General features: G+C 71.3%; 10 protein-coding genes. 8 read left to right on the top strand and 2 right to left on the bottom strand.

Annotation, left to right across the window (positions count from 1 at the left end):
* Positions 1-110 precede the first annotated feature (110 nt).
* From ABD343_RS14485 to ABD343_RS14455, 7 genes are all read left to right on the top strand, one after another.
* Entirely contained in the window at positions 111-1,613 is a 1,503-nt protein-coding gene (locus ABD343_RS14485) for an aldehyde dehydrogenase family protein (RefSeq protein ID WP_344527899.1), read from the top strand.
* Between the two features lie 83 nt (positions 1,614-1,696).
* Positions 1,697-3,244, top strand: a complete 1,548-nt coding sequence (locus ABD343_RS14480; RefSeq protein ID WP_344527897.1) for a GMC family oxidoreductase — start codon at positions 1,697-1,699, stop codon at positions 3,242-3,244.
* On the top strand, positions 3,244-4,371 hold the full coding sequence (locus ABD343_RS14475; RefSeq protein WP_344527895.1) for a quaternary amine ABC transporter ATP-binding protein: 1,128 nt from the start codon (positions 3,244-3,246) through the stop codon (positions 4,369-4,371). Before ABD343_RS14480 ends, ABD343_RS14475 begins: the two co-directional genes overlap by 1 nt.
* Positions 4,372-4,402: 31 nt before the next feature.
* Positions 4,403-6,442: an ABC transporter permease gene (locus ABD343_RS14470; RefSeq protein WP_344527893.1), complete on the top strand. Its 2,040-nt coding sequence runs from the start codon at positions 4,403-4,405 to the stop codon at positions 6,440-6,442.
* A gap of 56 nt (positions 6,443-6,498) precedes the next feature.
* Positions 6,499-7,461 carry a glycine betaine ABC transporter substrate-binding protein gene (locus tag ABD343_RS14465; RefSeq protein ID WP_344527891.1) on the top strand — a complete coding sequence of 321 codons (963 nt, stop codon included), beginning with the start codon at positions 6,499-6,501 and terminating at the stop codon, positions 7,459-7,461.
* Positions 7,462-7,583: 122 nt separating this feature from the next.
* The gene (locus ABD343_RS14460) at positions 7,584-8,537 is read left to right on the top strand and encodes an ABC transporter substrate-binding protein (protein ID WP_344527889.1); all 954 of its coding nucleotides are present in this window, start codon (positions 7,584-7,586) and stop codon (positions 8,535-8,537) included.
* 55 nt (positions 8,538-8,592) lie between these two features.
* The gene (locus ABD343_RS14455) at positions 8,593-9,642 is read left to right on the top strand and encodes a CopD family protein (protein ID WP_344527887.1); all 1,050 of its coding nucleotides are present in this window, start codon (positions 8,593-8,595) and stop codon (positions 9,640-9,642) included.
* Between the two features lie 16 nt (positions 9,643-9,658).
* Here ABD343_RS14455 and ABD343_RS14450 read toward each other — a convergent pair whose 3' ends face one another.
* Both ABD343_RS14450 and ABD343_RS14445 read right to left on the bottom strand, forming a co-directional pair.
* Complete coding sequence (locus tag ABD343_RS14450; RefSeq protein WP_344527885.1) at positions 9,659-10,414, bottom strand: isocitrate lyase/PEP mutase family protein; 756 nt, start codon at positions 10,412-10,414, stop codon at positions 9,659-9,661.
* Positions 10,411-10,887 carry a carboxymuconolactone decarboxylase family protein gene (locus ABD343_RS14445; RefSeq protein ID WP_344527883.1) on the bottom strand — a complete coding sequence of 159 codons (477 nt, stop codon included), beginning with the start codon at positions 10,885-10,887 and terminating at the stop codon, positions 10,411-10,413. Before ABD343_RS14445 ends, ABD343_RS14450 begins: the two co-directional genes overlap by 4 nt.
* A 47-nt stretch (positions 10,888-10,934) precedes the next feature.
* On the opposite strand from ABD343_RS14445, the gene pdxR reads away from it, so the two are divergent.
* Positions 10,935-12,473 carry a MocR-like pyridoxine biosynthesis transcription factor PdxR gene (pdxR, locus tag ABD343_RS14440; RefSeq protein WP_344527881.1) on the top strand — a complete coding sequence of 513 codons (1,539 nt, stop codon included), beginning with the start codon at positions 10,935-10,937 and terminating at the stop codon, positions 12,471-12,473.
* Positions 12,474-12,746 lie beyond the last annotated feature (273 nt).

Below are 12,746 nucleotides of genomic sequence, written 5' to 3'. Positions count from 1 at the left end.
TTGTTAGCGAATTCCAGACATGAGATCGGAGAGCGGGGGCAGGTGTCGGTCTTGCCATCTGCCCAGGGGCATGGCGAGGAACATTTCGGTTATGGAAGGCAGTACCCAAGGTGTCCGTATTGGAGAGCATTCACGTAGGCGGTGTGTGGCGCACCGCCACGTCGGGCGGCACGCGGGAGGTCCTCGACCCCGCTGACGCCACGATCCTCACCGTGGTCGCCGAGGGCGGCACGGAGGACACCGACGCCGCCGTCGCCGCGGCCCGCCGCGCGTTCGACGAGGGAGAGTGGCCGCAGACCCCGACCGCCGAACGTGCCGCGCTGCTGCGGCGCGTCGCCGAGCTGCTCCAGCGCGACCGCGAGGACATCGCGCTGCTGGAGTCCCGCGACACCGGCAAGACCCTCGAAGAGGGCCGCGTCGACGTCGACGACGTGACGGCCGCGTTCCGCTACTTCGCCGACCTCGTCATGAACGAGTCCGGCGGCCGTGTCGTCGACGCGGGCAGCGCCGACGTGCACAGCGTCGTCGTCCACGAACCCGTGGGCGTCTGCGCGCTCATCACGCCCTGGAACTACCCCCTCCTCCAGGCGAGCTGGAAGGTCGCCCCGGCGCTCGCGGCGGGCAACACCTTCGTCATCAAGCCCAGCGAGGTCACCCCCCTCTCGACCGTGCACCTCGTCAAGCTGCTGGTCGAGGCCGGACTCCCGGACGGCGTCGCGAACATCGTGACCGGCGCGGGCCTCCCGGTCGGGCAGCGGCTGGCCGAGCACCCGGACGTCGACCTGTTCTCCTTCACCGGCGGCCTGGTCAGCGGCACCAAGGCGGGCTCGGCCGCGATCGCGGGCGCCAAGAAGGTCGCCCTCGAACTCGGCGGCAAGAACCCCAACGTCGTCTTCGCGGACGCCTGCGCCACCGAGGAGGGCTTCGACACCGCCGTCGACCAGGCCCTCAACGCCGCGTTCATCCACAGCGGCCAGGTCTGCTCCGCGGGCGCCCGGCTGATCGTCGAGGAGTCCGTCAAGGAGCGCTTCGTCGCCGAGCTCGCCGCCCGCGCCGAGCGCATCAAGCTCGGCCGCGGCACCGAGGACGGCGTCGAGTGCGGACCGCTCGTCTCCCAGCAGCAGTTGGAGAAGGTCGAGGCGTACGTCGCGAGCGCGCTCGCCGAGGGCGCCGTGCCGCGCAGCGGCGGCAAGCGCCCCGAGCCGTCGGCCGTACGGCCCGAGGGCGGCTACTTCTACGCCCCCACGGTCCTCGACAACTGCCACCGCGGCATGAAGGTCGTCCGCGAGGAGACCTTTGGTCCAATCGTGACTGTAGAGAGCTTCAGCACGGAGGACGAAGCTGTAACGCTTGCCAATGACACTGAGTACGGCCTCGCAGGTGCCGTCTTCTCCAGCGATACGGCACGCGCGCGCCGCGTCGCCGCGCGACTGCGCCACGGCACCGTGTGGATCAACGACTTCCACCCGTACCTGCCGCAGGCCGAGTGGGGAGGCTTCGGCAAGTCCGGCGTCGGCCGCGAACTCGGCCCTCATGGCCTGGCCGAGTACCGCGAGACCAAGCACGTGTACGAGAACCTGCGCCCCGCGCCCGTCAGGTGGTTCGCGGGCTGACCGACCCGCGCCGACCGCACCGGACCCCGGGCCCGGCGGCCCCCGTGTACGTGAAGCTCGACCCCCCAAGGAGCAAGACCCCTATGTCCCGCTACGACTACGTGATCGTCGGTGGTGGAACGGCCGGATCGGTGATCGCCGCGCGCCTCACCGAGGACCCGGACGTCACCGTCGCCCTCATCGAGGGCGGCCCCACCGACATCGACAAGCCCGAGGTGCTGACGCTGCGCAAGTGGCTCGGCCTGCTCGGCGGCGAGTACGACTACGAGTACACGACGACCGAGCAGCCCCGCGGCAACTCGCACATCCTGCACAGCCGCGCCAAGGTGCTCGGCGGCTGCTCGTCGCACAACACCCTCATCTCCTTCAAGCCGCTCCCCTCCGACTGGAACGAGTGGGAGAAGGCCGGGGCCGAGGGCTGGGGCGCCAAGGCCATGGACCCCTACTTCGGCAAGCTGCGCAACAACATCGTGCGCGTCGCCAAGAAGGACCAGAACGCCATCGCGCAGGACTGGATCGACGCCGCCAAGGACGCGCTGGACATCCCCGAGGTCGTCGGCTTCAACGACAAGCCGTTCCACGAGGGCGTCGGCTTCTTCGACCTCTCGTACCACCCGGAGGACAACAAGCGCTCCTCCGCCTCCGTCGCCTACCTCCACGAGCACATCGAGGCCGGCGACCGCCCCAACCTGCACATCCTGCTGGAGACCTGGGCGTACAGGCTGGAGCTGGACGGCAAGCGCGCCACCGGCGTCCACGTCCGCGCCAAGGACGGCACCGAGACGCTGCTCACCGCCGCGCGCGAGGTCATCGTCTGCGCCGGGGCCATCGACACCCCCCGCCTCCTCAACCACTCCGGCATCGGCCGCAAGCAGGACCTGGAGGCGCTCGGGATACCCGTCGTCCACGACCTCCAGGGCGTGGGCGAGAACCTGATCGACCACCCGGAGTCGGTCATCGTCTGGGAGACCAACGGGCCCATCCCCGGCAACTCCGCGATGGACTCCGACGCGGGACTGTTCGTCCGCCGGGACCCGAACCACGAGGGCCCCGACCTGATGTTCCACTTCTACCAGATCCCCTTCACCGACAACCCCGAGCGGCTGGGCTACGAACGCCCCGAGCACGGCGTGTCGATGACCCCGAACATCCCCAAGTCCCGCTCGCGCGGCCGGGTCTACCTCACCTCCGCCGACCCCGAGGTGAAGCCCGCGCTGGACTTCAAGTACTTCGAGGACGAGGGCGACTACGACGGCCGGACCCTGGTCGACGGCATCAAGCTCGCCCGTAAGGTCGCGCAGGCCGAGCCGTTCGCCAAGTGGCTCAAGCGCGAGGTCGCGCCCGGCCCCGAGGTGACCTCCGACGAGGACATCAGCGAGTACGCGCGCAAGGTCGCGCACACCGTCTACCACCCGGCGGGCACCTGCCGGATGGGCGCCGTCTCCGACGAGCTGGCGGTCGTCGACCCCGAGCTGCGCGTCCGCGGCCTGGAGGGCATCCGCATCGCGGACGCCTCCGTCTTCCCGACCATGCCCGCCGTCAACCCGATGATCGGCGTCCTGATGGTCGGCGAGAAGGCGGCCGATCTCATCCGACCCCATTCGACGACGGCACCGGGAGGTGTTGCGTGATGTCCGAGCCCCGCACCGAGCGCTCCGAGACCAGCCCCGCCGATACGGGCGGCGGCCCGGTGTTCTCCGTCCGCAGTCTGTGGAAGGTCTTCGGCGCGAAGGCCTCCCGGATCCCCGGCGACTCCTCCCTCACCGGCCTCTCCCAGGCCGAGCTGCGCGAGAAGACCGGCTGCACCGCGGCCGTCCGCGACGTCTCCTTCGACGTCCACAAGGGCGAGGTCTTCGTCGTCATGGGCCTCTCCGGCTCCGGCAAGTCCACCCTCGTCCGCTGCCTGACCCGGCTGATCGAGCCCACCTCCGGCGAGATCATCCTGGACGGCGAGGACGTCGTCGGCATGGACAAGGAACAGCTCCGCGAGGTGCGCAGGCACCGCGCCGCGATGGTGTTCCAGAACTTCGGCCTCCTGCCGCACCGTTCGGTGATCGACAACGTCGCCTACGGCCTGGAGATCCAGGGCATGGGCAAGGAGGAGCGCCGCGCCAAGGCCGCCACGATGGTCGAGAAGGTCGGCCTCGAAGGGCTCGGCGAGCGCCGCCCGGGCCAGCTCTCCGGCGGCCAGCAGCAGCGCGTCGGCCTCGCCCGTGCCCTCGCCGTCGACCCCGAGGTCCTGCTCTTCGACGAGCCGTTCAGCGCCCTGGACCCGCTGATCCGGCGCGACATGCAGGAGGAGGTCATCCGGCTGCACCGCGAGGAGGGCCGGACGATGGTCTTCATCACCCACGACCTGTCCGAGGCGCTGCGCCTCGGCGACCGTATCGCGCTGATGCGCGACGGGCAGATCGTGCAGCTCGGCACCCCCGAGGAGATCGTGGCCAACCCGGCCGACGACTACGTCCGCGACTTCGTCCGCGACGTCCCCCGCGAGCAGGTCATCTCCGTGCGCCGCGCCATGCGTCCCGTCGACGCCGACGCGCCCGAGGCGACCACCGGCACCGAGCTGGCCCCCGACACCCTGGTCTCCGACGCGATCGAGACCGTCGCCCGCAGCGGCGAGCACTGCCGCGTCGTGGAGAACGGCCGCACCGTCGGCATCGTCGACTACGCCGCGCTCCTCACCGTCGTCGCCCGCCTCGACGAGAACGGCGACGCGGGCGAGGGCACCGAGCGGGAGGTGGCCACGGTATGAGCACCCCCCATCCTGGCCAGGGGGGCCTGATATGAGCTCCCCGACCCTCGCCAAGGGCGAACCCGCGAAGCCCGTCGCGCCGAAGACGGGGAACGGCGGCACGCCGACCCCGCCCGAGGGCAACGGCCTGCTGAACCGCTTCCTGGGCAGCCCCCGCGCCATGCTCCTCGCGGCGGCCGTCCTCGTCGTCGTCATCAGCGCCGTGGCCCTGGACAACGCCTCCTGGCCCGGCTCCCTGACGGCCGACGTCAAGACGCCGCTGAACGACCTCGACGACTGGCTCGTCGACAACCGCGACACGCACTGGCTCTTCCTCTACTTCCTGCTGCACTTCAGCAACGCGGCGGAGGGCTCCTACGACGCGCTGGTCAGCCTCTTCGACTCGATGGGCTACGTCGGCGTCACCGTCGTCGGCACCCTCATCGCCTGGGCGGCCGGCGGCGCGGACCTCTCCAAGCGGGCGCTGCGCACCGGCCTCACCGGCCTCGGCGTGTTCATCGTCTGCGGCGTGCTGGGCGTGTGGGAGCCCACGATGGAGACGCTGGCCCTGATGGTCGGCGCCGTGATCGCCGCATCGGCGGTCGGCCTGCTCCTGGGCCTCGCCTCCGGCCTCTCCGACCGGTTCGAGAAGATCCTGCGGCCCGTACTGGACACGATGCAGGTCATGCCCGCGTTCGCGTTCCTGCTGCCGCTGCTGCTGATGTTCGGCGTCGGCGTGCCCTCCGCGCTGCTGGCCACCGTGATCTACGCGGCTCCGCCGATGGCCCGCCTCACCTCACTGGGGCTGCGCCAGGCGGACCCCGCCGCGATGGAGGCCGCGACCTCGCTGGGCGCCAGCGCCCGGCAGCGGCTCTTCACGGCCCGGCTGCCGCTGGCCCGCAAGCAGATGATGCTGGGCCTCAACCAGACGATCATGATGTGTCTGTCCATGGTCGTCCTCGCCTCGCTGATCGGCGGCGGCGGTCTCGGTGACGAGATCTACCAGGCGCTCGGCGCGCTGAAGATCGGCAAGGCGCTGATCGCGGGCATCGCGGTCGTGCTGATCGCCGTGCTGCTGGACCGTACGACGGCCGCCGCGGGCGAGCGCCTCGACGACGTCGTCAAGGCCGGGGTCTCCAAGACCGCGGACCGGGCGCGCAAGGCCGTCTGGGGCGGGATCGTCGTGCTCGTCGGCCTCTTCGCCGCGATCGGCTCCTCGCTCGGCGAGAGCGAGTGGCCCGAGGGCTGGACCGTCGACTGGTCGAACTCGATCGACGACGCCGTCAACTGGTTCACCGACCACCTCGGCTCCGGCATCCCCGTCCTCGGCGGCACGTTCACCTGGGCCGAGGGCTTCACGGACTACATCCTCAACCCGCTGCGCGACGGGCTGCTCGCCACCCCGTGGTGGGCGCTGGCCGTCCTCGTCGCCGTCATCGGCTGGCTGGTCAGCTCCTGGCGCGCCTCGGTCGCGGGCGTCGTCTGCCTGGCCCTGGTGGGCTGGATGCGGCTGTGGGACGTCGCGATGGACACGCTCTCGCAGGTCCTCGCCGGTCTGCTGCTCACCCTCGTCGTCGGTGTGCTGCTGGGCATCCTGTCCGCGCGCGTCGACCGGGCCGAGCGCATCATGCGCCCGGTGCTCGACACGATGCAGACGATGCCGCAGTTCGTGTACCTGATCCCGGTGATCGCGCTGGTCGGCCAGAACCGGACGGGCGGCATCCTCGCCGCCGTCATCTACGCCGCGCCCGCCGTCATCCGCATCACCGCGCAGGGGCTGCGCCAGGTCGACCCGGCCGCCATGGAGGCGTCCACGTCGCTCGGCGCCACCAGCAAGCAGCAGCTCTTCGGCGTCCAGCTCCCGCTGGCGCGCAAGTCGATGCTCGTCGCGCTGAACCAGGGCGTCGTCCTGGTGCTCTCGATGGTCGTCATCGCGGGCCTCATCGGCGGCGGCGCGCTCGGCTACCAGGTCGTGCAGGGCCTCTCGAAGGGCGACCTGTCGCAGGGCTTCCCGGCCGGCGTCGCCATCGTCTGCCTCGGGATCATGCTCGACCGGCTCTCCCAGCCGGGCGTGCGCCGCGGCCGCGAGTGAAGACCCCCGTCATCCAGGACACCCCCCGCTCCTCCAGAGGAAGAGACACAGCACTCATGAATTCCAAGCGCATACGCACCACCGTCATCGCCGGTATCGGCGCCCTCGGCGTCCTCTCGCTGTCCGCCTGCGCCGCGGACACCAAGAGCGGCGGCGGCGGTGACGACAAGGTCGTCCTCGCCGAGCCCTCGTGGGTCGGCGCGTCCGCCAACGCGGCCGTCGTCAAGAAGCTCATGGAGGACGAGCTGGACGTCAAGGTCGAGGCCAAGCAGATGGACGAGCCCGTCGCCTTCGACGCGCTCGACAGCGGCAAGGCCGACGCCATCCTCGAGGACTGGCACGGCGTCCCGAAGAAGCAGAAGAAGTACGTCGAGGAGAAGAAGACCGTCGTCTCCGGCGGCGACCTCGGCGTCGTCGGCCACATCGGCTGGTTCGTGCCGAAGTACTACGCGGACAAGAACCCCGACGTGGTCAAGGACTACAAGAACCTCAACAAGCACTACAAGGACTTCAAGACCTCGGAGTCCGGGGACCTGGGTCACTTCATCGGCGCCGCTCCGTCGTACTCCCAGCACGACAAGGAGCTGATCAAGAACCTCGGGATGAAGTTCAAGCACATCCCGTCGGGCGCCGAGGCGGCCCAGCTCAAGGAGCTGAAGCGGCTCTACGACGCCAAGAAGCCGTTCCTCACCTACTGGTGGGAGCCGCAGTGGATGAACAACCAGATCGACATGGTCGAGGTCAAGCTCCCGAAGTACACCAAGGGCTGCGAGATCCCCGCGTCGAAGGCCAAGTGCGGCTACGAGACCAACCAGCTCGAGAAGTTCATGAACAAGGACTTCGCGGACAGCGACAGTGACGCCGCGAAGTTCATCAAGAACTTCAAGTGGACCACCAAGGACCAGAACACCGTCGCCGAGATGATCGCCGGGAAGAAGATGGACCCGGAGGACGCGGCGGCGAAGTGGATCGAGGACAACAAGTCCACCTGGAAGAAGTGGATCCCGAAGAAGAAGTGACGCGTCGCTGACCGACCGTGCACAGACTGCCCCCGGAAAGCACCGCTTTCCGGGGGCCGTTATGATCTTGGGGGCCCAGCCTCGGCAGCCCACTGCCCCCACCACCTGGAACGACGCGCACCATGTCTGTCATATCCCCGCGCCGGACGATAGCCGTCGCACTCGCGGTACTCGCCCCCGTCACCCTCACCTCGTGTTCCGGAGAATCGGCGGAAGAAAAGAAATCCGTCGTCCTCACGGAACCCACATGGACGGGCGGACAGGCGAATGTCGCGGTTGCCCGGTACCTGCTGGAGAAGAAACTCGGCTACGACGTGGAAGTGCGCCGGATGGACGAGAAGGATTCCTGGCGTTCTGTCGGCGAGGGCAAGGCGGACGCCATTCTCGAGGACTGGGGCCACCCGGACCTGGAGAAGAAGTACATCAACAAGAAGGACACCGTCGTCTCCGCCGGGCAGGTCGGCGTCACCGGCAAGATCGGCTGGTACGTCCCCGAGTACGTCGCCGACGAGCACCCCGGCCTCGCGGACTGGAAGAAGCTCAACCGCTACGCCTCCCTCTTCCGCACGGCGAAGAGCGGCGGCAAGGGGCAGCTCCTGGAGGGCTCGCCGGAGTTCCTCACCCACGACGAGACACTCATCCGGACGCTGCGCCTCAACTACAAGGCGGTGTACGCCGGTTCGGAGAAGGCGCAGATCGCCGAGATCCGGAAGCGCACCGCGAAGCGCGAGCCCTTCCTCACCTACTGGTGGCGCCCGCACTGGCTGGCCTCCGAGGCCGGGCTCAAGGAGGTCCCCCTCCCCGCGCACTACGAGGGCTGCGACGACGACCCGCGCACCGTCTCCTGCGGCTACCCCGAGACACCGCTGAAGAAGTACCTCAACAAGGACTTCAGCAAGGAGGACGGCGACGCCGCGAAGTTCCTCAAGAACTTCCAGTGGAGCGAGGACGACCAGAACGAGGTCGCCCGCATGATCGCCAAGGACGGCATGTCGCCGCGCGCCGCCGCGGAGAAGTGGGTCAAGGGCCACCCGGAGACCTGGAAGGTCTGGCTGTGGGGGATCGGGAAGGACTGAGCGTACGGAGCACCGGCCGGTCACCGCGGCGCCGGGCCCAGGCAGAATTGGGTGCGTGACTCAGCCCGATTCGTCTCCCCGCGTCCCCGGTGCCCCCAGCCCCCGGCAGGGCAGGCACAGGGCACAGCGTGCTGTCCGAAGACGGCGCTATCTGCCCGCCGTGCTCGTCCTCGGCTGTGTGGCGGTGCTCACCGTCGTCGCGCTCACGGGCACCGACATCACCACGAACAGCACGCACGACCTCCAGATACCCGGGGGCGGCAAACTGACCGTGCTGCGCTCCGTGCTCTTCGTCGCGCTCTGCGTGCAGATCGGCGAGGTCGCCGGGGAGCGGCTCGCGAGGGGCGTCGCCCGCACCCTGCCCGGCGGTCTCGGCGACCGCTCGCCCCGCCCCTGGGGCACGTACGCGGCCGTCGCCGGGATGATCGCCGCCCTCGGCCTCGCGTCGATGGCCGCGGCCCGCGACGGTTCGCTCACCGCGGGCCTGCCCCAGCTCAGCGAGATCTACGGCACGCGGGACGGCCGTATCGCCTTCCTGGAGGCCAACGGCTTCCTCCTCTCCGCCCTGCTCCTGTTCTACCGGCGCCCGGTGTGGGCGTGCGTGCCGCTGGCCGGTGTCGTCGTCTGCGAGGCGTTCCGGGCGCACCCCGAGACCAACACCCCCGCGATCGGCATCGGGCTCACGCTGGTCCACCTCACCTCGACGATCCTGTGGACGGGCGGCCTCATCCAGGTCCTGCGCACCATGCGCGCCTGGCACGGCGAACCCGGCGCCGCCCGCGCCCTCCTCGCCGCCTACGCCCGCCGCGCCTTCTGGCTCTTCGCCGCGATCTGCGTCACCGGCACCTTCAGCACCCTGCGCCGCCTCCCGCTCGACCAGGCGTTCTCCTCGGCCTACGGCCGTACGCTCATCGCCAAGCTCGTCCTCGTCGCGGCCGTCGCCGTCTGCGCCCTCTTCGCCCGGCACGTCCTGGTCAAGAGCCGCGACAAGGGCACGACCTACGGCGCGGTGCTCCGCCCGACCGCCGCCGAACTGGCGGCCCTGGGCGCGGTCCTCGTTCTCTCGGCCCTCCTGACGGTGGCCCCGGTACCGCCCCAGAACTGAGGCCGGGCGGCCCCGGTCACCCGGGCGGCTCCGCCGCCGTCTCCGCTGCCATCTGCGCCGCCATCTCCGCCACGCCCGCGAAGGTCTTCATCGCGAGGCTGCCGCCGAAGGTGACGCGGGCCGCGCCCGCGGCGCCCAGCTCGGCGGGGGGCGCGGTCTGCGGGACGCTGATCGCGTTCACCGGCACCGGCAGTTCGGCCGCGAGCGTCTTGAGGTGGGCCGGGGGCGCGCCGATCGGGTAGACGCCGTCGGCGCCCGCCTCCACGTACCGCCTGCCCCGCTCCAGCGCGTCGGCCAGCGGGTCGGTGGCGCCCCGCAGATAGCTGTCGACGCGGGCGTTGAGGAAGAGCGCGTCCGGCCCGGCCGCGGCACGGACCTCCGCCAGCCAGTCGGCCTGGTGCGCGGGGCCGACCAGGGCGCCGTCCTCGGTGTCCTCCAGATTGCAGCCCACGGCGCCCGTCTCCAGGAGCCGCTCCACGATCTCGCGCGGCGGCAGCCCGTACCCGCGCTCGATGTCGGCGGTCACCGGGACCTCGACGGCGCGGACGATCCGCGCCACGGCGGCGAACATCTCGTCCGCCGGGCACGCGCCGTCCTCGTACCCGAGCGAGACCGACACCCCGTGGCTCGGCGTCGCCAGTGCCGCGAAGCCCGCGTCCGCGAACGCGCGGGCGCTCGCCGCGTCCCAGGGGCCCGGCAGGACCAGCGGCCCGCCGTCCGCCGACGGACGCCCCTCGTGCAGGGACCGGAAGCGCGCGGCCGGGGCGCTCATGCGCCGGCCTTGCGCTGGAGGCTCGTCGGGACGGCCCGCGTCGTCACCTGGAAGCGGTTCCAGGAGTTGATGGCGACGATCTGGGCGATCAGATGGGCCAGTTCGGTCTCGTCGAAGTGCTCGGCTGCGCGTGCGTAGACCTCGTCGGGGACGAAGCCGTCGGTCAGCTCCGTCATCGCCTCGGTCAGCGCGAGCGCGGCCTGCTCGCGCGGGGTGAACAGGTCCCCGACCTCGTTCCAGGCGGTCACCAGGTCGAGGCGCTGCTGGGACTCGCCGCGCTCGCGGGCCTCGGTGTAGTGCATGTCGAGGCAGAACGCGCAGCGGTTGATCTGCGAGGCGCGGATCTTCACCAGTTCGGAGACGGTGCCGTCGAGCCCCTTGGAGGCCGCGGCCTGGAATGCGGACATGCCCTCGTAGACCTCGGGAGCGAGCTTCCAGAGGTTCATACGCGGGCCGTGTGCGTGAGTGGTCATGGCCCTGAGCCTAGGACGGGAATGGGTCCTCGCTATGGTCCATTTCCATGCGGAAAACACGGGCCAATTCCGAGGCGGGGGTCGGTTCCGGGGCGGCGGTCGGTTCCGGAGCGGGGGTGGGTTCAGAGGCGGCGGGCGGTTCCGGGGCGGCGGGCGGCGAGAGCGGGAGCGACCTCCACCTCGACCTGGACCTCACCCCGGGCGGCGGCCCCCGCGCGTCCCTCACCCGCGCCCTGCGCGACGCGATACGCACCGGCCGCCTCGCCCCCGGCACCCGGCTGCCCGCCTCCCGCACCCTCGCCGCCGACCTGGGCCTGGCCCGCAACACCGTGGTCGGCGCGTACGGCGAACTGGTCGCCGAGGGCTGGCTCGTCGCCCGCCAGGGCTCGGGCACCCGCGTCGCACGGCGTCCCGAGCCCACGCCGCCCCCGCGCCCCGGCCGCCGCCCGGTGCGCGCCCTCCCGGCCGGGCTCGAACGCTGGGCCGAGCGGTTCCCGCACGACCTGCGGACCGGCGGCCCGGACATCTCCGCGTTCCCCCGCCAGGCCTGGCTCGCCTCCGCCCGCCGCGCCCTGACGGCGGCGCCCGCCAGTTCCTTCGGCCACGGCGACCTGCGGGGCACCCCCGAGCTGCGGCGCGCCCTCGCCGACTACCTCGCGCGGGCGCGCGGCGTACGGACCGACCCCGAACGGATCGTGGTCTGCGCGGGCTTCGCCCAGGGCATCACGCTGCTCTCGCGCGTCATGCCCGGCGAGGCCGCCGTCGAGGAGCACGGGCTCCCCTTCCACCGCGACCTGCTCGCCGCCGGACGCGGCCGTACGTGCGCGCTGCCGCTCGACGAGCACGGGGCCCGCGTCTCCGCGCTCGACGACGACCCGGCGCTCGCCGCCGTCCGCGCGGTGCTGCTCACGCCCGCGCACCAGTACCCGACGGGCGCCTCCCTCCACCCCGACCGGCGCGCCGCCGTCGTGGACTGGGCGTCCCGGACGGGCGGCGTGGTGCTGGAGGACGACTACGACGGCGAGTTCCGCTACGACCGCAACCCCGTCGGCGCCCTCCAGGGCCTCGACCCCGAACACGTCGTCCACCTCGGCACGAGCAGCAAGGCGCTCGCGCCCGCGCTGCGGCTCTCGTGGATGGTCCTGCCGGACCGCCTCGTGGACGCCGTGCTCGCCGCCAAGACGCCCGCGGAGTGGTCCACGGGCGCGCTGGACCAGCTCACGCTCGCCGACTTCCTCGACCGCGGCGCGTACGACCGTCACGTGCGGGTCATGCGGCAGCGGTACCGGTCGCGCCGCGACCGTCTCGTCGCGGCGCTGGGTGCGCGGGCGCCGCGCGTACGGGCCACGGGCATCGCGGCGGGCCTGCACGCGGTGCTCGAACTCTCGCCGGGGGTGACGGAGTCCACGGCGGTGGCCGCGACGGTGCGGCGGGGTGTGGGGACCGATGTCCTGAGCGCGTTTCGCCATCCGGCGGGGCGCGCCGCCCACTCGGCCCTCGTCGTCGGCTACGGCACCCCACCCGACCACGCCTTCCCCTCCTCCCTGGAAGCCCTGTGCGATGCCCTCGCCCCCCTGAGCAACTGACAAGAGCCAGCCCCCGTTCCCTCCCCGTCCGCGCTTGGGAGGTCTGCCATTGGGGGTACCCCCTGCTCGAAGAGCTTGGGGGAGCAGGGCTGGCAAGCGCAGCCCCCACGCCGGGTGCCCCGCGTACAGGGCCGGGTTCGGGGTGCCCCGGGCTGTGCTTCGCGGGGCGCGCCCGCGTCGTGGCCTGTCGCGCAGTTCCCCGCGCCCCTTATCTGGCAAGCCCAGAAGTCTTGCGTCGGTCGCGCCCCGCGGCGGAGCCGCAAATCAGGTACA

The organism is Streptomyces albiaxialis (genome assembly GCF_039530985.1).
GTDB classification, from domain to species: Bacteria; Actinomycetota; Actinomycetes; order Streptomycetales; family Streptomycetaceae; genus Streptomyces; species Streptomyces albiaxialis.
Note: the sequence above shows the minus strand (reverse complement) of the source record. Positions and strands in the feature narration are given on the sequence as shown.